The 17,111-nt window shown below is 68.2% G+C and carries 18 protein-coding genes and 1 pseudogene; 4 read left to right on the plus strand and 15 right to left on the minus strand.

Features of this window, described 5'->3' with window-relative positions:
* Positions 1-85: 85 nt before the first annotated feature.
* The 9 genes and pseudogenes from FXN61_RS10205 to FXN61_RS10245 form a co-directional block, all read right to left on the minus strand.
* On the minus strand, positions 86-949 hold the full coding sequence (locus FXN61_RS10205; RefSeq protein WP_167972580.1) for an ABC transporter ATP-binding protein: 864 nt from the start codon (positions 947-949) through the stop codon (positions 86-88).
* Positions 950-974: 25 nt separating this feature from the next.
* Positions 975-1,352 (minus strand): GntR family transcriptional regulator, encoded by a 378-nt coding sequence (locus FXN61_RS10210; protein WP_167972582.1) that lies wholly within the window; start codon positions 1,350-1,352, stop codon positions 975-977.
* Positions 1,353-1,380: 28 nt separating this feature from the next.
* The gene (locus FXN61_RS10215; RefSeq protein ID WP_167972584.1) at positions 1,381-2,361 is read right to left on the minus strand and encodes an ABC transporter permease; all 981 of its coding nucleotides are present in this window, start codon (positions 2,359-2,361) and stop codon (positions 1,381-1,383) included.
* A 242-nt stretch (positions 2,362-2,603) separates the two neighbouring features.
* Positions 2,604-3,110, minus strand: a pseudogene (locus tag FXN61_RS10220) (ATP-binding cassette domain-containing protein); the annotation flags it as partial.
* A 32-nt stretch (positions 3,111-3,142) separates the two neighbouring features.
* Positions 3,143-3,592 carry an SRPBCC family protein gene (locus FXN61_RS10225; protein ID WP_167972588.1) on the minus strand — a complete coding sequence of 150 codons (450 nt, stop codon included), beginning with the start codon at positions 3,590-3,592 and terminating at the stop codon, positions 3,143-3,145.
* A 49-nt stretch (positions 3,593-3,641) separates the two neighbouring features.
* Positions 3,642-4,973: an SNIPE associated domain-containing protein gene (locus FXN61_RS10230; RefSeq protein ID WP_167972590.1), complete on the minus strand. Its 1,332-nt coding sequence runs from the start codon at positions 4,971-4,973 to the stop codon at positions 3,642-3,644.
* A 95-nt stretch (positions 4,974-5,068) separates the two neighbouring features.
* Positions 5,069-5,698 (minus strand): SNIPE associated domain-containing protein, encoded by a 630-nt coding sequence (locus FXN61_RS10235; RefSeq protein ID WP_167972592.1) that lies wholly within the window; start codon positions 5,696-5,698, stop codon positions 5,069-5,071.
* Between the two features lie 74 nt (positions 5,699-5,772).
* Entirely contained in the window at positions 5,773-6,531 is a 759-nt protein-coding gene (locus FXN61_RS10240; protein WP_167972594.1) for an LLM class flavin-dependent oxidoreductase, read from the minus strand.
* 47 nt (positions 6,532-6,578) lie between these two features.
* Entirely contained in the window at positions 6,579-7,052 is a 474-nt protein-coding gene (locus FXN61_RS10245; RefSeq protein WP_167972596.1) for a hypothetical protein, read from the minus strand.
* Positions 7,053-7,198: 146 nt separating this feature from the next.
* On the opposite strand from FXN61_RS10245, the gene FXN61_RS10250 reads away from it, so the two are divergent.
* On the plus strand, positions 7,199-7,750 hold the full coding sequence (locus tag FXN61_RS10250; protein ID WP_167972598.1) for an NlpC/P60 family protein: 552 nt from the start codon (positions 7,199-7,201) through the stop codon (positions 7,748-7,750).
* Positions 7,751-7,963: 213 nt separating this feature from the next.
* Here the strand turns inward: FXN61_RS10250 and FXN61_RS55210 are convergent, their stop codons facing one another.
* Positions 7,964-10,579, minus strand: coding sequence for an AfsR/SARP family transcriptional regulator (locus tag FXN61_RS55210; protein ID WP_167972600.1), 2,616 nt, complete (start codon positions 10,577-10,579; stop codon positions 7,964-7,966).
* A 192-nt stretch (positions 10,580-10,771) separates the two neighbouring features.
* A complete protein-coding gene (gene mug / locus FXN61_RS10260) occupies positions 10,772-11,266 on the minus strand; it encodes a G/U mismatch-specific DNA glycosylase (RefSeq protein WP_312877628.1) in 495 nt (164 codons plus the stop codon).
* 40 nt (positions 11,267-11,306) lie between these two features.
* Between mug and FXN61_RS10265 the strand changes: the two genes are divergently transcribed.
* Positions 11,307-11,792: an HAD domain-containing protein gene (locus tag FXN61_RS10265; protein WP_167972604.1), complete on the plus strand. Its 486-nt coding sequence runs from the start codon at positions 11,307-11,309 to the stop codon at positions 11,790-11,792.
* On the opposite strand, the gene FXN61_RS10270 is transcribed toward FXN61_RS10265, so the two are convergent.
* The 4 genes from FXN61_RS10270 to FXN61_RS10285 form a co-directional block, all read right to left on the minus strand.
* Entirely contained in the window at positions 11,789-12,103 is a 315-nt protein-coding gene (locus FXN61_RS10270) for a sunset domain-containing protein (protein ID WP_167972606.1), read from the minus strand. The genes FXN61_RS10265 and FXN61_RS10270 overlap by 4 nt on opposite strands.
* 10 nt (positions 12,104-12,113) lie before the next feature.
* Positions 12,114-12,572 carry a hypothetical protein gene (locus FXN61_RS10275; RefSeq protein WP_167972608.1) on the minus strand — a complete coding sequence of 153 codons (459 nt, stop codon included), beginning with the start codon at positions 12,570-12,572 and terminating at the stop codon, positions 12,114-12,116.
* Between the two features lie 74 nt (positions 12,573-12,646).
* Positions 12,647-14,299 carry a 5'-nucleotidase C-terminal domain-containing protein gene (locus tag FXN61_RS10280; RefSeq protein ID WP_246291221.1) on the minus strand — a complete coding sequence of 551 codons (1,653 nt, stop codon included), beginning with the start codon at positions 14,297-14,299 and terminating at the stop codon, positions 12,647-12,649.
* 89 nt (positions 14,300-14,388) lie between these two features.
* The gene (locus FXN61_RS10285) at positions 14,389-14,883 is read right to left on the minus strand and encodes a hypothetical protein (protein ID WP_167972612.1); all 495 of its coding nucleotides are present in this window, start codon (positions 14,881-14,883) and stop codon (positions 14,389-14,391) included.
* A 109-nt stretch (positions 14,884-14,992) separates the two neighbouring features.
* Between FXN61_RS10285 and FXN61_RS10290 the strand changes: the two genes are divergently transcribed.
* The gene (locus FXN61_RS10290) at positions 14,993-15,718 is read left to right on the plus strand and encodes a response regulator transcription factor (RefSeq protein ID WP_281360399.1); all 726 of its coding nucleotides are present in this window, start codon (positions 14,993-14,995) and stop codon (positions 15,716-15,718) included.
* Positions 15,696-17,102 (plus strand): sensor histidine kinase, encoded by a 1,407-nt coding sequence (locus FXN61_RS10295; RefSeq protein WP_167972615.1) that lies wholly within the window; start codon positions 15,696-15,698, stop codon positions 17,100-17,102. The genes FXN61_RS10290 and FXN61_RS10295 overlap by 23 nt, the downstream gene beginning before the upstream one ends.
* Positions 17,103-17,111 lie beyond the last annotated feature (9 nt).

A 17,111-nucleotide genomic window follows, 5' to 3' on the forward strand; every position in this document is an offset into this window, starting at 1 on the left:
GCCGCTCTCACCCGCTGGGGCGCGGCGGGCGGCCTGTACAAGACGCTGATCCAGGGCGCGCACAAAGCCATCTACTGAAGCGTTTCTACTGGCGAGCGAATCTGCGGCTACGCGACGCCCGCAGGTATCCCATCACCAACGCTTCCAGATCGGGATGCGTGGTCTGCCAACCAGAAGGCACGGACCCGCCCCGCACCAACGCGGTCGTCTGCCGCGCCGTGTGCGAGGAGTCGACGACAACGCCGTCTGTCTCCAAGTCGACCCCGGCCGCTCCGACCACGATCTGGTGGTCGCCCAGGATCTCGTCGATGTCGCCCGACACCTGCACCCGTCCCTCGTCGAGCAGCAGCAGGTGGTCGCAGACGTCGCCGAGATCGGTGAGCAGATGCGACGACAGCAGCACCGTGGTGCCCCGTTCCGCGACCTCGGCCATGACGAGACGCAACGTCTCGTCGCGTGCCAATGGGTCGAGATCGGACAACGGCTCGTCGAGCAGCAACACCTTCGGCAACCTGCCGAGGGCCAACGCGATCGCGACCTGCGTGCGCGCGCCGGCGGACAACGTACGCACCTGCGCGTCTTTGTCCACGCCCGCCAACAGGTCGAGCATTTCGTCCGCGCGCGAAGCCGACCAACGGTCGTTCATCGCCGCGCCCGCCCGCATCATCTCGCGCACGGTGAACTGCTCGTAGAGCGGACGCCGCTGAGTCAGCAGCGAGACGTCGGGATGCATCCGGCCGCGCACCGCCGTGCCGTGCACGCTGATCGAGCCGCTCGTGGGCTTCGCGAGTCCGGCGATCAGCGACAGCAGCGTGGTCTTGCCCGCGCCGTTCGGGCCCACCAGCCCGGTCACGCTGCCCTCCGGCAACGTGAACGTGCAGTCGTCGAGCGCTCGGGTGCGTCCGAAGTGCTTCGCCACGCTCTCCGCGTGCACCGGACTCGCGTTCATCGTGCTCCAAAGTCCACAGTGGACATCAGTAGTGCGTGCTCCGCACGTCGGTGTAGATCGCGTCGACCTCGTCGGCCGACAGACCTTCGTCCACCGCCCGGTCCATCCACTGCTCCAGGTCCTGCCGCAACGGCGCGTCCGCGCGCGCCGCGTCGGTGGCGAGGGAGGCCGTGACGAACGTGCCCATGCCCCGGCGGCCTTCGACGAGACCTTCGTGTTCGAGCTCGCGATACGCCTTCAGCACGGTGTTGGGGTTGACCCTGGTGGCCTCCACCACCTCCCGTGCGGTCGGCAGCTTGTCGCCGGGTCCCAGCAGCCCCATCCGCATGGCCTGCTTGACCTGTGCGGCGATCTGGAGATAGGTGGACACCCCGGAGTGCCGATCGATGCGAAACTCGATCACGCCGCTCAGCATAGGTGCCCACCCCCGGTCACACCTGCCTGCGCACTGCCCACACCGAGCCCAGCACGAACAACACCGCCAGTCCGGCGAAGATCGACGCCTCGAGCAGGTGCACCGTGGTCGCCTGGTCGATCGGGAGGACGTCCCGGAACGACCGCGCGAGGCCGTTCTGCTGCCAGCAGGCGGTCCGGTCCTCGACCGAGACCTCGATCGGCGCGTTGGGGACGCACTTCGTCTTCGCCGCCGACGGGTCCGCCACCACGGCCCCCTTGGCGTCCAGGAAGCCCGTGCCCACCACCACCTGACCACGTTCGACGGCGGCATAGGGATCCGTCAGATCGTTCGACAGCACGCGGATCGGCTCGACCACGTCCTCCCGCCGCAGGGCGAGAGCGCCACGGACCGCGACGAAGACGCCGAGCGTCAACGTGATCGCCACGAGCGTCCGCTTGAACAACGCACCCACGAACACGCCCAGCGTGTACGCGAAGAGCGTGTACGCGATCGGCGACACACCCTGAGCCTCGAAGGTGGTGAAGTAGTACGGCCCTCCCGCCAACGGCCCGAGCTCGCCCGCCGCGTTCACCCAGCTGCGCACGAGAAGCTGAAGGACCGCCACGAACAGCAGGGCGGGGAAAGCGGCGACGAGGAACTTGGTCGCCATCCAGCGCGTCCGGCTGACGGACTGGGTGAACGCCAGCACGTGCGTGCCCTGTTCGAACTCGCGCGCGAACAGCGGCGCGCCGATGAAGACACCGATCAGCGCGGGCACCACGATCACCACGACCTGCGCGATGTGGATCAGGTCGTACCAGGTCTTCTGAAAGTCGCGGGCGGCCTCGCCACGACAGGACTCCATGCTCCGCCGCACGCAGTCCACGATGTTGCCGGCATGGAGATCGGCGACCATTCCCGCTCGCAGCAACAGGATGGCCGCCGCCGCCACGACCAGCCCGGTAGCGAGGGTGATGAACACCGGCCGCTGCTGACGCCACACGGTCCAGATCATGCCGCCCTGCCTTCCTCGGCCTGCCGCAGATAGGAGAGAGCGAGCTGGCTTAGCCGCTCCAGACCCGGTTGCCCGGCGTGCGCGCGCAACAGCTCGTCGACGTCACCCACCAGCCGCACGCGGCCGTCGGTCAGCAGCACCAGGTGGTCGCACACGCCCTCCAGCTCGGCCAGCACGTGCGAGGACAGCAGCACGGTGATGCCCTGCGTCCGGCACTCCTCCACGAGCGTCCGCAACACGGTCTCGCGTGCCAGCGGGTCGAGGTCGGCGAGCGGCTCGTCGAGCATCAGCAGCCGCGGCCGCTTCCCCAGCGCCAGCGCGAGCGCGACCCGCGTGCGCTGACCGCCCGACAGCGTCCCCACCTTCGCCGCGAACGGCACCTGCGCTTTTCGCACAAGCTCCTCGGCGTACGCCTGGTCCCACCCCGGATTGGAGCTCTCGCCGTACCGCAACGTCTCGGCCACCGTGAACTGCGGGTACAGCGGCTTCGCCTGCGTCAGGAACGCCACCGCGGCGTGCATCCCGCGCCCGTTCGGCACGTCGCCGAACACCGTGATCCGGCCGGAGGTCGGGCGGAGCAGACCGGTGATCATGCCCATCAGCGTGCTCTTGCCCGCCCCGTTCGGCCCGACGAGCGCCACGATCCGGCCGGCCGGGATCTGCAGCGTGCAGTCCCGCAACGCCCAGCCCCGCGAGTACTTCTTCCCCAGGTTCTCCGCTACGACGGGCGGATGCTCCCTCAGTCCCATGGGAGCGACCGTATCACCCTTTCACTAGTTCCCTAGTGAAAGGGTGCTGTACGTCCTCTGGCCAGCGCGTCGAGGCGCCGCAACGTTTCCTTGTTGCGTGGAACCAGCATCAGGTCCTGCACGAACGCCGGCAGGAACGCCGAGGGGCCGCGCACCACGGTCTCGGTCATCCGCACCTGCGTGAGCGAATCCGACCGCGCCTGCAGGGTGAACGTGATCCGCGCCGCTCCCGCCGGCCACAGCCGGGCGTCCAGCTCCAGCAGCCGGCCAGGCTCACAGCGCACCACCTCGGTGGAGTCCTGGATGACCAGCGGCCACGGCCCCACGCTGTGGTGGATGTGCGTGCCGGCCTTGGGCCAGCCGGTGTCCACGTCGCGGATGTGCGACGCGCCCACCACCCACCCCGCGTACGACCAGCCGTCGGCGAGCACCGTCCAGACGGCGTCGATGGGCGCTTCGACGTTCAGAGAAACCTCAGCCACGCACGGGAGGTACCCGCTGCGTCAGGAGGCAATCCGCCGGACTGGACGGCTAAGACGCCACGCTTTGCCGGTACTCGGCCGCCTCGGGTTCGAGGACGTACTCGAGCATCTGACCGGAGTGCATCTTCAGCAGCTCGCGCACTTCCTCCGGCGTGGCGTAGAAGAACTCCCGGCGCATGTTCACTCGATTGACCCTGCGACCGGACAGCTCCTGATGGAGCTTGGTCTCCAGGGAAACCGCGTCCGCCGAGTAGTGGAGGATGTGGGTGTCGTAGCGGAACGGCACCGAGGCGTCACCAAGCTCCAGCACGCGCTCCTCTGGATGCAACCGCCGAGTCATCCCGATCTTGACCATCTTCGGCCCGAACGCACCCAGGTTGCTGATCACGTACACGTACCCGGCGCGGATGTTCGCCTCGCGCTGGTGCACGCCCTCGATACCGGAGACGACCTTGTCCAATTCGGACTGGAGCTCTTCCGCGGCGGCCAGATCTCCCTTGGCGAGGAGCGCCTGCCGGACGTTCTCGAGGTGCTTGCGCTCCTTCTCCAGCTTCTCCAGCTCGCGGCGGAACTCGGCCTGCGCCTTGGCCTCCTCGCGCAACCGCTCGCGCTCGGCGCGCTCGTTCTCCTTCTCTTCCTGCTTCTTTTGCAGGTAGTCCGCCATCAGTTCGAGCTCGCGCATGCGGAGAGCTTCGTAACGGTCGTCGATCTCGATGCTGAGCATCTTGCCAAGCTTCTCAATCGCCTCGGCTGCGCGGACCAACCGCTTTTTGGCCGCGTCGACAGAACCCGCTTTCATCACCCGCAGGCTGTTCTCCGCCTCGGCGTTGTACGAGCGCAGCATCAGCTTGCACCAGTCAGCGACCATCTTGGCGCCTTCCCGGCTCGACCCGTTGAAGGTGAAGTTGCTGCTGCCGATGACCGCGGTCTTGTCCTTGATCATCTGCTTCATGGCGTCCTGCACCCGGTCGAGCTCACGCTTGTAAGCCTCGGAGTTCTCCAGCGGGTGGTGGTACCGGAACACTCCCGCTTCCTGGAACAGCAGCTCGTCGTTGAACGGCACCAACGTCGCCTGAGTGGCCGCGAGCTCAGCCCGCAGCTGGGCCAGCCCCTGCTCGAAACCCTTCTTCTGCAGGGCCAAGGACTGCTCCTGCGCCTGGCGCTCAGCAGCCAGCACGTTCTGGTGCGCCTGTCTCTCCGAGGCTTGTGCTTGGTGCAAACCGGCGAGTTCGGCACGCATGCGGTCGATCTCCTGACGCACTTGCACGTAGTCGAGGCCGCCGATCTGCTGCAGGTACGCGTTCAGCTGGTTGACCTGCGCCTGGAGCCCACCGGCAGCCTGTTCAAGCGAAACGATCTTCTTCTGCTTGCTGCCGAACATCGGATGGCCCCCTTGTGGTGACGACATGTACCGGCGTCATCGCGAGGCACGCGGCGACCGTTAGACCAACCGGGCAAACCCACCCGAACGGCGCATCAGGAGGCAATCCGGCGCGTGCGGCGACTCTCGGCCTTGCGCTGCAGGTGGTCGGCGGTGAGCTCCAGCTCGTAGGACCGCAACGCCTGGTAGCGCGGCGAGATCCGGAGGGCGAACGTGCCGCTGAGCCGCTCGATCGCCGACGCCGCGCGATCGAGCCGCCTGCGGGCGGCGTCCAGGCCACCGGCTCGCAACATGCGCAGGCAGTTCTCGGCCTCGCAGTTGTACGAGCGGAGCATCAGCGCCGACCAGTCCTCGACGAGCCTGCGCCCGGTGGCGTCCGACCCGTTGTAGGTGACCTGCGCGCCGCCCTCGATCGCGGCACCGGTCTTGATCAGCGTCTTCATCTCGGTGTGGATCAGGTCGACCTGGGCCTGGTGATCCACGGCCGCGTCGGTGCGGAAGACGCCCGCGCGCTGGAAGGTCAGCTCTTCGGACAGCGGTTGCAGCTCGGCGCGCACTTTCTTGATCCGGTGCCGCAGCGCGATCAGCTCGGCACCGGCGCGGTCGGCCTCCTCCAGCGCCTGATCTTGCGCTGTTCGGGCGTCACCGATTCGGGCGAGCAGCTCCTGAAGGCTTTCGACGGCCTGCTCCAGCTCAGCGATCCGGCGGTTCTTGCGCCCGAGCATGCTTACCTCCCCGACCAGGACGAAAGGCCTACGACCGTTCCATCGCAAGGAGGTATCCACCGTTATCCACCCCGCTAGGCACTCACTCCATCGAGTGAACCCACAAAGTGGACGAAGCCTTCGGGGTCTTCGCACGACTCCGACTGCTGCAAGATCACGCTGTCCGCCCCGGCGCCGGCCACCGACGCGACGAGATCCGTGACGAACGCCCGGTCACGCGAGTCCGTCTCGACGTAGACGATGAGCGGGTGCTCGCGGGTCGCCCTGATCGCCCTGACCCGGTCGAGATCAGCCGACGCGTCCAGGATCGTGCCGTCACCGACCTCACCGGCGAGGTCCAGGGTCTTGGCACCCAGCCCGCCCACGTAGATCGGCATCGGTGCGGCGGGCGGCCAGTCGAGCGCCACGCCGGTCAGCGACACGTATCGGCCGGACGTCGTGACCCGCTCGCCCGCGAGCAAAGCACGCAACGCCCCCGTGTACTCGCGCAGCAGGGTCAGCGGCGACGACACCCGCACGCCGACCTGCCCCATCCAGTCCTGCACGCCGTGCCCGATGCCGATCATCGCGCGTCCCGGGAACAACCTGTCCAGCGTCGCGGCCTCCATCGCGGTCAGGGCGACGTTGCGCAACGGCACCGGCAGCAGCCCGACGCCGACCTTCAACCGGGACGTCCAGGCGAGAGCGGCGGAGGCGCAGGCGATGCCGCTCTCCAGGAAGCAGTCCTCCCACAGCCACAACGAGTCCACACCGGACTCCTCTGCGGCGAGGACGACGGAACGCAGGTTCTCTGGCGGAAGCTGGGGCCGGTAGACAGCGCCGAGTGTGGTCACCCGACAACTACTACCGGCCCCGGCGGTGGTTCAGCAACAGCGTTCGGTCAGCAGCCGCCGCAGTTGTAGTACGTCACGTCCCAGTGGTTCGACTCGAGGAAGTAGATGTTGCCCGAGCCCGACTTCCACTTGTTGCCACCGATGGAACTGAAGTTCCGCTTGATGTAGTTGGTGACGCAGCTGGACAGCGAGTAGTCCAGCTTGTAGCCGTTCCAGTGCGAGTAGGTGCCCGACGCGTGGCCGGTCTCGGTGCCGCCCGTGATGTTCAGCGCACAGCCCGACGCCCGCTTGAACGTCTTGGCTCCCGCGATGCTCGTCTGGTTGACCTGCTCGAACGAGGTGCAGTTCGGACGGTTGCGGTCGCTGCAGCCACCGCTGGACGACCAGGTGATGCCGGCCGCGCGCAGCTGCGCGGTCGCCTGCGAGTGGGTGTACTTGGCCGGGGCCGCCGACGCGACGGACGCGCCCATCAGCAGAGCCGCGAACATCGCGATCACAGCTGCGATCGTGCGAACGAACATGCTCTCTCTCCTTATGCCCAAAGCAAGGTGGGCAGAAGCTAGGAACGAGCGGTAAAGAGACGCCTAAATCGACCTTTGGCCGATCTTTGGCGCTGTCGTGAACAGTTCCGGTCGTCACCAACAGCAAGTCGATCGGAGCAACAACCATGCGCATTCGCCACGCCGTCGCGGCGACCGCACTCTCGCTGGGGCTGCTGTCCGGCATCACGGGCATCGCCCACGCCGCACCGGAGGGTCCTGCCGAGCAGGAGACCGCCATCTCGCAGGTCGAGGCGGCGGCCGGGTACGGCGGCACGATCAGCCGCACCGAGGTCATCAAGCGGGCCAAGGACTGGTGGGACCGCAAGATCCCGTACAGCCAGTCCGCCTACGCGTGGGACATCAACCACGGCAAGAAGTACCGCACGGACTGCTCCGGCTTCGTCTCCATGGCGTGGAAGCTGACCAGCAGCCGCAACACGTCCACTTTGGACGAGGTCGCCACGCAGATCTCGTGGGCGAACCTGAAGCCGGGCGACATGATCCTGCGCAACGGCCACGTGAAGCTGTTCGAGAAGTGGGCCAACTCCGCGCACACCTCCGCGTGGATCTACGAAGAGGGCAGCACCGCCACGGACATGGACCACGAGACCGTGTCGATCTCGTCGCTCAAGAGCGGCGGCTACAAGCCGTGGAAGTACAAGAAGATCAGCGGCTGAGCTAGCTGATCGCGAAGCCCCACCGAGCAGGCCACTGGCGCACTTCCCCCACTTCTCGTGTGCCCAGTCGCGTGAACAGCTCGGCAGCTTCGTCCCAGCAGCGGTCCGCGCCTGCCACGTCCCCCAGGCAGGCGTGGACCGCTCCGAGGTCTCTGAGGGTGCGTGCCCGCCACAGCGGCAGGCCGAGGTCGTTCCACGACGTGAGCGTCGCGGTCAGTACGACCCGCGCACCGGCGTGGTCGCCGGCCGCGAGCCGCCACTCCCCCAGGGTGCGGCGGACGAGCGCCTCGCCGAACCGGTCGCCGACGTCGCGCAGCCGGCCAGCGCCTGCCGCAGCAGTTTCTCCGCCGGTTCGAAAGAACCCTTGCGCAGCAACACCTTCGCCCACGCCTGGGCGGTGTAGCAGCCGAGCAGCTCGTCACCGGTGCCCGCGACCATCTCGTGGGCGCGCACGATGTGCTCCTCCGCGAGGTCCAGCTCGCCGCGAGCGCGGTGCACGAGCCCGATCCCGCGGGCCGCCAGCGCTTCACCCCTCCTGCTCCGCGCCTCGCGGTAGACGGACTCAGCGTGCGCGAGAGTGTCGAACGCTCCCTCGTCGTCGCCGAGTTCTCGTTTGATGGAGCCGATTCCGTAGAGCGCGTGCCCGAGACCCTCCGGATCGTGCGACTCCAGCAGCTCACGGGCCCGGCCGAGCGCCTCCAGCGCGCACGGGTACTCGCCGAGATCGCGGCACACCATGCCGATGCCGTTCATCGCGACGGCCTCGCCGTGCTTGTCGCCCAGGTTCACGAACAGCGTCTGCGCGGTGTCGAACCACGACCGCGCTTCTCTCAGGTTGTCGCGCTTGTAGTGCATCTGGCCGAGGCTGCACCGCAGAACCGCCTCCAGCCGCAGGTTTCCGGTCTTCCACACGGCTTCCAGCGCCGCTGTGTGTGTTCGTTCCCAAGCCTCGTAACGGTTCCTGAGCCCGAACCAGGCGAACACCAGCACTTCTGCCAGCTGTGACGCGATCTCCGCGAGCCCGAGCTCCGCCGCGCGTTCCACGAGTTTGGTCAAGAGCGATTCCTCGCGCGCGAACCACGTGTCCTTGTCCGCGGGACGCACCGCCGTGGTGACTATTCCCAACGAGTCCTGCATGCGCGGCACAGCGAGGAAGAGCTGTTCGGTCAGACCGTCCACAGTGGACAGGGCTGCGACCACGGCCCTTCTGACGATGTCTTCGCGTTGCTCCTGCGGGTCTTCTGCTTCGGCGAGCTCGCGGGCGTGCAGCCGCACCAGCTCGTGCATCCGGTACCGCGCGCTGCCGATGACGTCGAGCAGCCGCGCGTCGACGAGCTGGTCGAGCACGTCCTCGTCGAGCAGGTGCACCCACAGGAAGCTCGGCACCTCGGGCAGCCCGAGGAACCCGAAGATCCGGTAGGCGCTCCGGACGTTCTCGTCGAGCGCGCGGTAGGTCAGCTCCAGGCTCGACCGCACCGCGAGGTCGTCCGCGACCAGCTCGTCCAGCCTGCTGCGTTCGTCCGAGAGCCTTCTGACCAGCTTCGACACCGGCCAGTGCGCCCGTCCGGCGAGCCGCGCGCCGGTGATCCTGACCGCGAGCGGCAGGTACCCGCACAGCCGCGCGACCTCCTTGGCCTGATCGGGTTCGTTCGACACCCGGTCGTCGCCGAGGATCTTCTTGAGGAGGGTGACGGCCTCGTCGCCGCTCAGCACGTCGAGGGGGATGCGGCGCACGCCTTCCAGCCCGCACAGCCGGCTGCGGCTCGTGATCAGCGTCAGGCAGCCGGGACTGCCGGGCAGGAGCGGCCTGACCTGCGACACGCTCGTGACGCCGTCCAGCACGATCACCACGCGCCGCCCACTGACCGTCGCCCGCCACAGCGCCGCGCGTTCCTCCGCCGACTCCGGGATCCGCTCGCTCGGCACGTCCATCGCGCGCAGCAACGCGTCCAGCGCCCCCGACGGCGAGTGCAGGTCCACGAACAGCTGCCCGTCCGGATACCGGTCAGCCAGCCGATGCGCCGCGTGCACGGCCAGCGCCGACTTGCCGACACCCGCCGGCCCCTCGATCCACCAGACACCGCCGTCGCCGTCGAGCAGCCTGCCGAGCTCCCGGTCGCGCCCGGTGAAGTCACCCGCGTCGCGCGGCAGGTAGTTGCGACGACTGTCCCGCGAACCCTCCAGCACGTCGCGGTAGAGCTGCTGGAGCTGCTCACCGGGCTCGACACCCAGCTCGTCGACGAGAACCTTGCGCGTCTCCCGGAACACGCGCATGGCGTCCGCCCTGCGTCCCGCCCTGGCGAGCGCCGTCATGAGCTGACCACGGAGCCGCTCCACCAGCGGATACTCGGCGACGAGCGTGCCGAGCTTCTCGATGAGCTCGGCGTGACGCCCCAGCGCGAGCTCGACGTCGACCAGCGCTTCGGCGGCGGCGAGCCGTTGGACGTCGAGCGTCTGCGCGAACACCACCGGCGTGCCCCGCCAGAGCCGCAGTGCCTCGTTGAGCGCCTCGGCCTTGGCCTTGAGATCGGCCTCGTCGCCCGCCTGCGCGACGAGCTTGCGGAACAGGTGCAGGTCGACTTCGTCCGGTTCGGCGTTGAGCACGTACCCCGCGGCCCGGTGCTCGACCGGCAACCCCGCCCGGCGCAGGCTGGAGATGTGCACCTGCAGCGACTTGCGCGCCTGCGGCGGCGGCTCCTCACCCCAGATGAGATCGATGAGCCGCTCGACGGGAACGATCTTCCCGCACTCGACCGCCAAGACAGCTAGGATCTGCGCGGGCTTCGGCGGCACCGACGGCTCGACCGGCCCGAGAATCCTGATCTCCACTGCGCCCCCACCAGTGTTGAAGATTCACCGAGTTCTGCGTGGCATTGCAAAATTCTGACGCAGCCCGGCTTACCCGGTTCCACTTCTGGGTGAAGGCCACTCGAATGGACGCAGATCCGGATGCAACCAGACCACAGTTCACTCCGTCCAGCCCACTTTCAGTGGGCATGAATGTGAACTTTCGTCCTGTTTTCACAGACTCGCTTTGAGCCTGCCGAACTCCTCAGCCAAAGCCGGCAACTGCCAGTGCGCGTTCAACCCGCTCGGATTGGGCAGCAACCACACCCGCGCCCCGCCCACCGTGTCCTGCTGCGGCCCTACCTGCGCTTTCTTGCGACCGAACGCCGCACGGTACACCGTCACACCCAGCACCGCGAGAACCTTCGGTGAATACCGCTCGACCTTTTCGGCCAAGGCCGCCCCACCGGCCCGCAATTCGTCAATTGTTAATTCATCGGCTTTGGCGCTCGGCCGCGCGACGACGTTCGTGATGCCGAGACCCAGTTCCAGGAGCTCCCGCTGCTCGGCGGGCGCGAACAGCCGCGGCGTGAAACCGGACAAATGCAGTGCGGGCCAGAACCGGTTTCCCGGCCGCGCGAAGTGGTGCCCGGTCGCCTCCGACACGAGGCCGGGGTTGATGCCGCAGAAGAGCACGTCCAGCCCTGGCTTGATCACGTCGGGAATCACGCGGCCGAGCTTACGAGGTGCCCGCGCGTACCGTGACCCGGTGGCCGCACTCCCGATCCTCTTCCTCGACGTCGACGGCCCGCTGCTCCCGTTCGGCGAGGGCATCGCCCACCGCGGCCCTCAGCACGACAACCCGTTGCTCGCCCGCCTCGACCCGATGCACGGCCCCTGGCTCGCGGCCCTGCCCTGTGAGCTCGTCTGGGCCACAACGTGGATGGAGGACGCGAACGACCTCCTGGCCCCGCTGCTCGGCCTCCCGAAGCTGCCGGTGGCGACCTGGCCGGACGACCCGGAAACCGAGGAGCAGGACGCCCACCGAGGGCTGCACTGGAAGACCCGAGGCCTGGTCGCGCACGCAGGAACCAGACCGTTCGCCTGGGTGGACGACGAGATCACCCACAAAGACCGCGCATGGGTGGCCGAGCACCACGGCAAAGCCCTGCTGCACAAGGTGAACCCACGCCACGGCCTGACAGACGCCGACTACCTCGAACTGGACACCTGGCTCCGCGCCCCGAATTGCTAGGCGCTTGCGGGCACCCGCGGCCGAGGCGTCCACATCGTGTAGCCGGCACGGCGCGCGTCCTCCGGCGAGTGGAAGAACGCGTCACCCTTCATCCGCTTGTAGTAGGGCGACTCGGGCGTGTGGAACATCATCGTCCGCGAGTTCGCCTTGATCGCGGACGCCGCCGCGACCGGCTCCTCCATGATCGACAAACGCGCCTCGGCGACGTCCTCCGAAGCTGACCGCGTGCGCATGCTCAGCCAGGTCAGCAGCACGCCCGCGAGGAAAGCGCCCGCGCACAGCAGGAACATCTGGAAGAAGAACCCGAACAACGAACAACTCCTAACCCGTAGTCGTGAAGTCCTCGTCGACGCGCAGGCCGGGAGCAGCGGCGCGCAGGGCGTCGCTCAACGCGCCCGCGCGCTCCGGGTCCGCCACGCGTGCCGACGCGGTCAGGTGTCCTTTGTGGACGACGCCGGTGAAGTCGGTGACGCCTTGGTCCAGCACCACCCCCAGCAGCGACGCGGCCATGTCGGCGGTGACCGGCATGCGCTCGCCCGCGTCAGGGGTGATCATGTCGGTGATCCGGTGGGCAGCGGCCAGCGAACGCACGGCGTCCACGAGCTCCTGGCGCTCACCAGAAGACCCCGCGGTGCCGGCCAGCACGATCTCCGACGACCGCACGGCGAACACCAGGTGGCCGGGCACCACATCGGGAGCGGGATGGGCCGCGAGACCCACCGTGGCGAGCAACGCAGGCACGACGAGAGCGCCGACGAAGACGCGCTGCGGTAACTGCACGCGCCTGACCTATCTCATTCGGACGACCCCATGCCACCACCTGGAGCAGAACGCCCAGGACAACACGCCCGAATTCACCCGTTCGTGGAGACCACCACGGGCGAACCGCCGGCCACCAGGCGCCAGTCCGAACCGGCGAAATCAGCGGGATTCAGCACGCCCGCGGCCTTGACCCAGTCGATCACGAGCTGGCGGATCTCCTGGTGCTGGTTGTGCAGCACGGGTGCGGAAGCGATGTGCGGGAAGTCGCCGCCGCCGGCCTGCCGGTAGTTGTTCACGGCCACCGCGAACTCGAAGGTGTCCGCAACGGGCACACCGTCGTACGCCAGCCCCACGATCCGCGAGCCCACGGGCTGGGAGATGTCGATGTCGTAGGTCAACGGCGCGGACAACCCGTAAGCGATGTCGAAGTTGTAGTCCGGCACATCGGCGGAAACCTCGTCCGCCGAGAACGGCCCCGGACCGGAGACCTGCAAGAAGTACCGCGCGGACTCCTCCAGGAAGTCACGCAGCTGCGCGCCGGTCAGCCGCACGCCCACCAGGGTGTTGTCGAAGATGTAGAGCCCGGCAACGTCCCGAATGGACACTTCCCCTGCCGGAATCGCCGCCGCACGGTTGAAAGGCGCGCACAACGACAGCACCGGTAACGACGTGGACTTGGCGACCTCCACCGCCTGCAGGTGGTTGATGAACCGCAACGCGGGCGTGTCCTCGAACCGCGACCGCGCGGCCGACATCGCCGCGGCGCACGTGCCGATCCGGGCGTTGACGTAGTCGACGACCTTCGAGTGGTCGTGCCGCAGCAGCCGCACGATCCGCGGGTCCTCGTCGACCGAAGCCGACGACAGCACGGAAGACCGCGACGCGACCAGTTCCCAGCGGTGGTCGTGCTGCAGGTCGAACTCCATCAGCGACAAACGCTTGCCCGAGAACAAAGGCTCGGTCAGCAGCACCGGCCGTCCGGTGACCTTGTTCGTCACGAACCGTTGCGGAATCTCCACGTGCGCATGCCCGACCAGCACGGCGTCGATGCCGGGCACCGTCTCGGCCAGCAGCGCGGCGCAGTTCTCCGGGAACGGCACCTGATCACCCAGCGACGACGAGAGATCGGCCCCGGAATGCGCCGCCACCACCACGAGATCGGACTTCGACCGCACCTCGGGCACCCAGTGCAGCGCCTGCTCCACCAGCCCGGGAAAGGTCAGCACACCTTCGACGTGAGCGCGGTCCCACACGGCGATGCCGGGGTTGGTGAGCCCGAGGATCCCCACCCGCAACGGCGGTCCGCCGGTCCGCCACACGGTCTTGATCACGTACGGCTGGAAGGCGGGCTGTCCCGTCGCCACGTCCACCGCGTTGGCTCCGAGCAGCGGGAAGTCCAGCTGCCGCTCGAACGTCCGCAGCACGTCGAGCCCGTAGTTGAACTCGTGGTTGCCCAGAACGGCGGCCGTGTAGCCGATGGCGTTCATCGCGGCGGCCATCGGGTGCACGTGCATGCGCGTCGTGATCGGCTCGACCTTCGCGTAGTAGTACGCGAGCGGCGTGCCCTGGATCGTGTCTCCTGCGTCGAGCAGCAACGTCCGGTGCCGCCCGACGTCGGAGCGCACCGCGTTCACGAGGGTGGAGATCTTCGCGAGCCCGACGTCGTTGTGCGCGAAGTCGTCGAACTCGCGGTCCAGGTAGTAGTCCCAGTTGAAGAGGTTGCCGTGCAGGTCGGTCGTGCCCAACACAGTCAGTGTGAACGTGCGCAGACCGCTCACCTCCGGTTGTGGTCGGGCATGCACCCGACCATAACCACTCACACTTGACCCACCTACTACCTCGCCGGAGGCGCCTGCTGGCCCTGCTGACCACGCTGACCAGGCTCGACGACGCTCGACGCGACGATCTTGCCGTCCTCTGTGGCAGCGATCACGGTCACCGTGTCGCCCTTCTCGACACCTTCGGCCACGGTGTCGGCGTCGATCACGTAGGTCTTGGTGTAGCCGTCCGTCGACTTCACCTCCACCGACGTGTCGCTGATCGCCGTGACCTCACCGGTCTGGAACTCGCCGTGCGTCGCGGAGCCGGAGCCGAGCCCGAAACCGGGCCCGCCCTGCCGCATGCCGTTGCCACCGTCCGGCGGTCCTCCACCTGGGCCCATCGCTCCGGTCTGCTGGCTCGTGCCACTGGCCGCGTAGATCGCGACGCCTCCGGCCGCGGCGATGCCCACGGCGATGGCCACGGCTGCGACCGTCTTCTTCGCGGTCCACGCCGGGCGCTGAGGTGCCGGCTGGGGTGCGCCCCACTCCGGGGGCTGTTCTTCGGTCATGTCAGCCACCGTGGCGACGCTGCCTGTGCCGGACCTGTGCCTGGCGTAGGCACGAGCTGTGCGCCGCGCTCACAGCTGGTACACAGGGTCGGCGTTCACGATGGGAGCCATGCGCGCGATGAAGACCGAACTCCGCAGGCCGGACGGGCAGCCCGTGCGGGTGCTCGTGGTGGACGACGAGTCCACTCTGGCCGAGCTGATGTCGATGGCGCTGCGGATGGAGAAGTGGGACGTCCGCACGGCGCTCGACGGCCAGACGGCGGTGCGGACCGCGCGCGAGTTCCGGCCGGACGTGGTGGTGCTCGACGTGATGTTGCCTGACTTCAACGGTTTCGAGGTCCTGCGCAGGATGCGCGCGGACCTCCCCACGTTGCCCGTGCTGTTCCTGACGGCGAAGGACGCGGTGGAGGACCGCATCGCCGGGCTGACCGCCGGCGGCGACGACTACGTCACCAAGCCCTTCTCCTTGGAGGAGGTCGTGCTGCGGCTGCGCGCTTTGTTGCGCCGCACCGGCGTGACCGACGCGGACGCGGGCGCCCGCCTGATCGTCGGCGACCTGTCGCTGAACGAGGAGACGCGCGAGGTCGAACGCGCCGGCGACTCGATCGACCTGACGGCAACGGAGTTCGAGCTGCTGCGCTATCTGATGAGCAACCCGCGCCGGGTGCTGAGCAAGGCGCAGATCCTCGACCGCGTCTGGAGCTACGACTTCGGCGGCCAGGCGAACATCGTCGAGCTCTACATCTCCTACCTGCGCAAGAAGATCGACGCCGGGCGTGCTCCGATGATCCACACGATGCGAGGCGCCGGATATGTCCTCAAGCCTGCGACCTAGAACCCTGCGGGCGAAGCTCGTCTCGGGCCAGATCGTCCTGCTCACCGCGCTGTGCCTGGTGATCGGCGGGATCTCGGTGCTCGCGCTGCACGCGTTCCTGATGGGCAACCTCGACCGCGAGGTCACGAACCTCAAGCCACCGCCGCCCGGTTCGCCCTACCCCGCCCCCGGCCTCAACGCGATCATCCAGCCCGACGGCACCATCCGCGGCACGATCGAACTGCCGGACTGGCAGCAACCGCGGCTGCTCACCGACGACGAGATCACGGCTCTGGAGTCGATACCTTCGGGCCTGCACACGGTCGACCTGGGTGAGACAGGCGAGTTCCGCGTGGTCACCGACCGCATGAGGATCAAGGGCCTGCCGCTGGCGCCCGTCACCGGCGTGGTGTGGCAGATGGTCTGGATCCTCGCCGGGCTCATCGTCGCGGGAGCGGCGGTGGTGGCACTGGCGGGCCGGGTGATCGTGCGGCGCGCACTGGTGCCGCTGGACCGCGTCGCGGACACCGCGACCCGCGTCTCCGAACTCCCGTTGCACGAGGGCGAGGTCGCGCTCGCCGAACGCGTGCCGGAGGAGGACACCGATCCGGCGACGGAGGTCGGCAAGGTCGGCCTCGCGCTGAACCGGATGCTCGGCCACGTCGACGAGGCGCTGAAAGCCAGGCACGACAGCGAGACCAGGGTCCGGCAGTTCGTCGCGGACGCCTCGCACGAGCTGCGCACCCCGCTCGCCGCGATCAGGGGGTACGCCGAGCTGACCAGGCGGACCGGCGCGGACCTGCCGCCCGAGGTCACCCACGCGATGAACCGGGTCGAGTCCGAGGCGCTGCGGATGACGTCACTGGTCGAGGACCTGCTGCTGCTGGCCAGGCTCGACGCGGGCCGTCCCCTGGAGAGCGAGGACGTCGACCTCTCCCGGCTGGTGCTGGACGTGGTTGGCGACGCCAGGATCGCGGGCCAGGACCACAGCTGGAAGCTCATGCTGCCGCAGGACCCCGTGATCGTTCCCGGTGACGTGCAACGGTTGCACCAGGTGCTCGGCAACCTGCTGTCCAACGCCCGCACCCACACCCCGCCGGGCACCACGATCACCACCGGGCTGTCCGTCCACAACGGACGCGTCGACCTGACCGTCACGGACGACGGGCCGGGAGTCCCGCAAGGCCTCCAGGTGTTCGAACGGTTCGCGCGCGGGGACAGCTCGCGGTCACGTGCCGCGGGCAGCACCGGGCTGGGACTGTCGATCGTGGCCGCCGTGGTCGGCGCGCACGACGGTGAAGTATCGGTGGCGAGCGAGCCTGGCCGCACGACGTTCACGGTCTCCCTGAGAACCTCACCGCACACAGGTCGTTCACAGCGAGAGCACACGACCGGCCCAGGGTAGGCCGCGAAC

This window comes from Lentzea indica (assembly GCF_012184385.1).
GTDB classification, from domain to species: Bacteria; Actinomycetota; Actinomycetes; order Mycobacteriales; family Pseudonocardiaceae; genus Lentzea; species Lentzea indica.

Bases quoted from the DNA above. Each gene is read 5' to 3' on its own strand.
- FXN61_RS10205 (WP_167972580.1), bottom strand. From the start codon at position 949: ATGAACGCGAGTCCGGTGCACGCGGAGAGCGTGGCGAAGCACTTCGGA.
- FXN61_RS10215 (WP_167972584.1), bottom strand. From the start codon at position 2,361: ATGATCTGGACCGTGTGGCGTCAGCAGCGGCCGGTGTTCATCACCCTC.
- FXN61_RS10230 (WP_167972590.1), bottom strand. From the start codon at position 4,973: ATGTTCGGCAGCAAGCAGAAGAAGATCGTTTCGCTTGAACAGGCTGCC.
- FXN61_RS10235 (WP_167972592.1), bottom strand. From the start codon at position 5,698: ATGCTCGGGCGCAAGAACCGCCGGATCGCTGAGCTGGAGCAGGCCGTC.
- FXN61_RS10245 (WP_167972596.1), bottom strand. From the start codon at position 7,052: ATGTTCGTTCGCACGATCGCAGCTGTGATCGCGATGTTCGCGGCTCTG.
- FXN61_RS10250 (WP_167972598.1), top strand. From the start codon at position 7,199: ATGCGCATTCGCCACGCCGTCGCGGCGACCGCACTCTCGCTGGGGCTG.
- FXN61_RS10285 (WP_167972612.1), bottom strand. From the start codon at position 14,883: ATGACCGAAGAACAGCCCCCGGAGTGGGGCGCACCCCAGCCGGCACCT.
- FXN61_RS10290 (WP_281360399.1), top strand. From the start codon at position 14,993: ATGCGCGCGATGAAGACCGAACTCCGCAGGCCGGACGGGCAGCCCGTG.
- FXN61_RS10295 (WP_167972615.1), top strand. From the start codon at position 15,696: ATGTCCTCAAGCCTGCGACCTAGAACCCTGCGGGCGAAGCTCGTCTCG.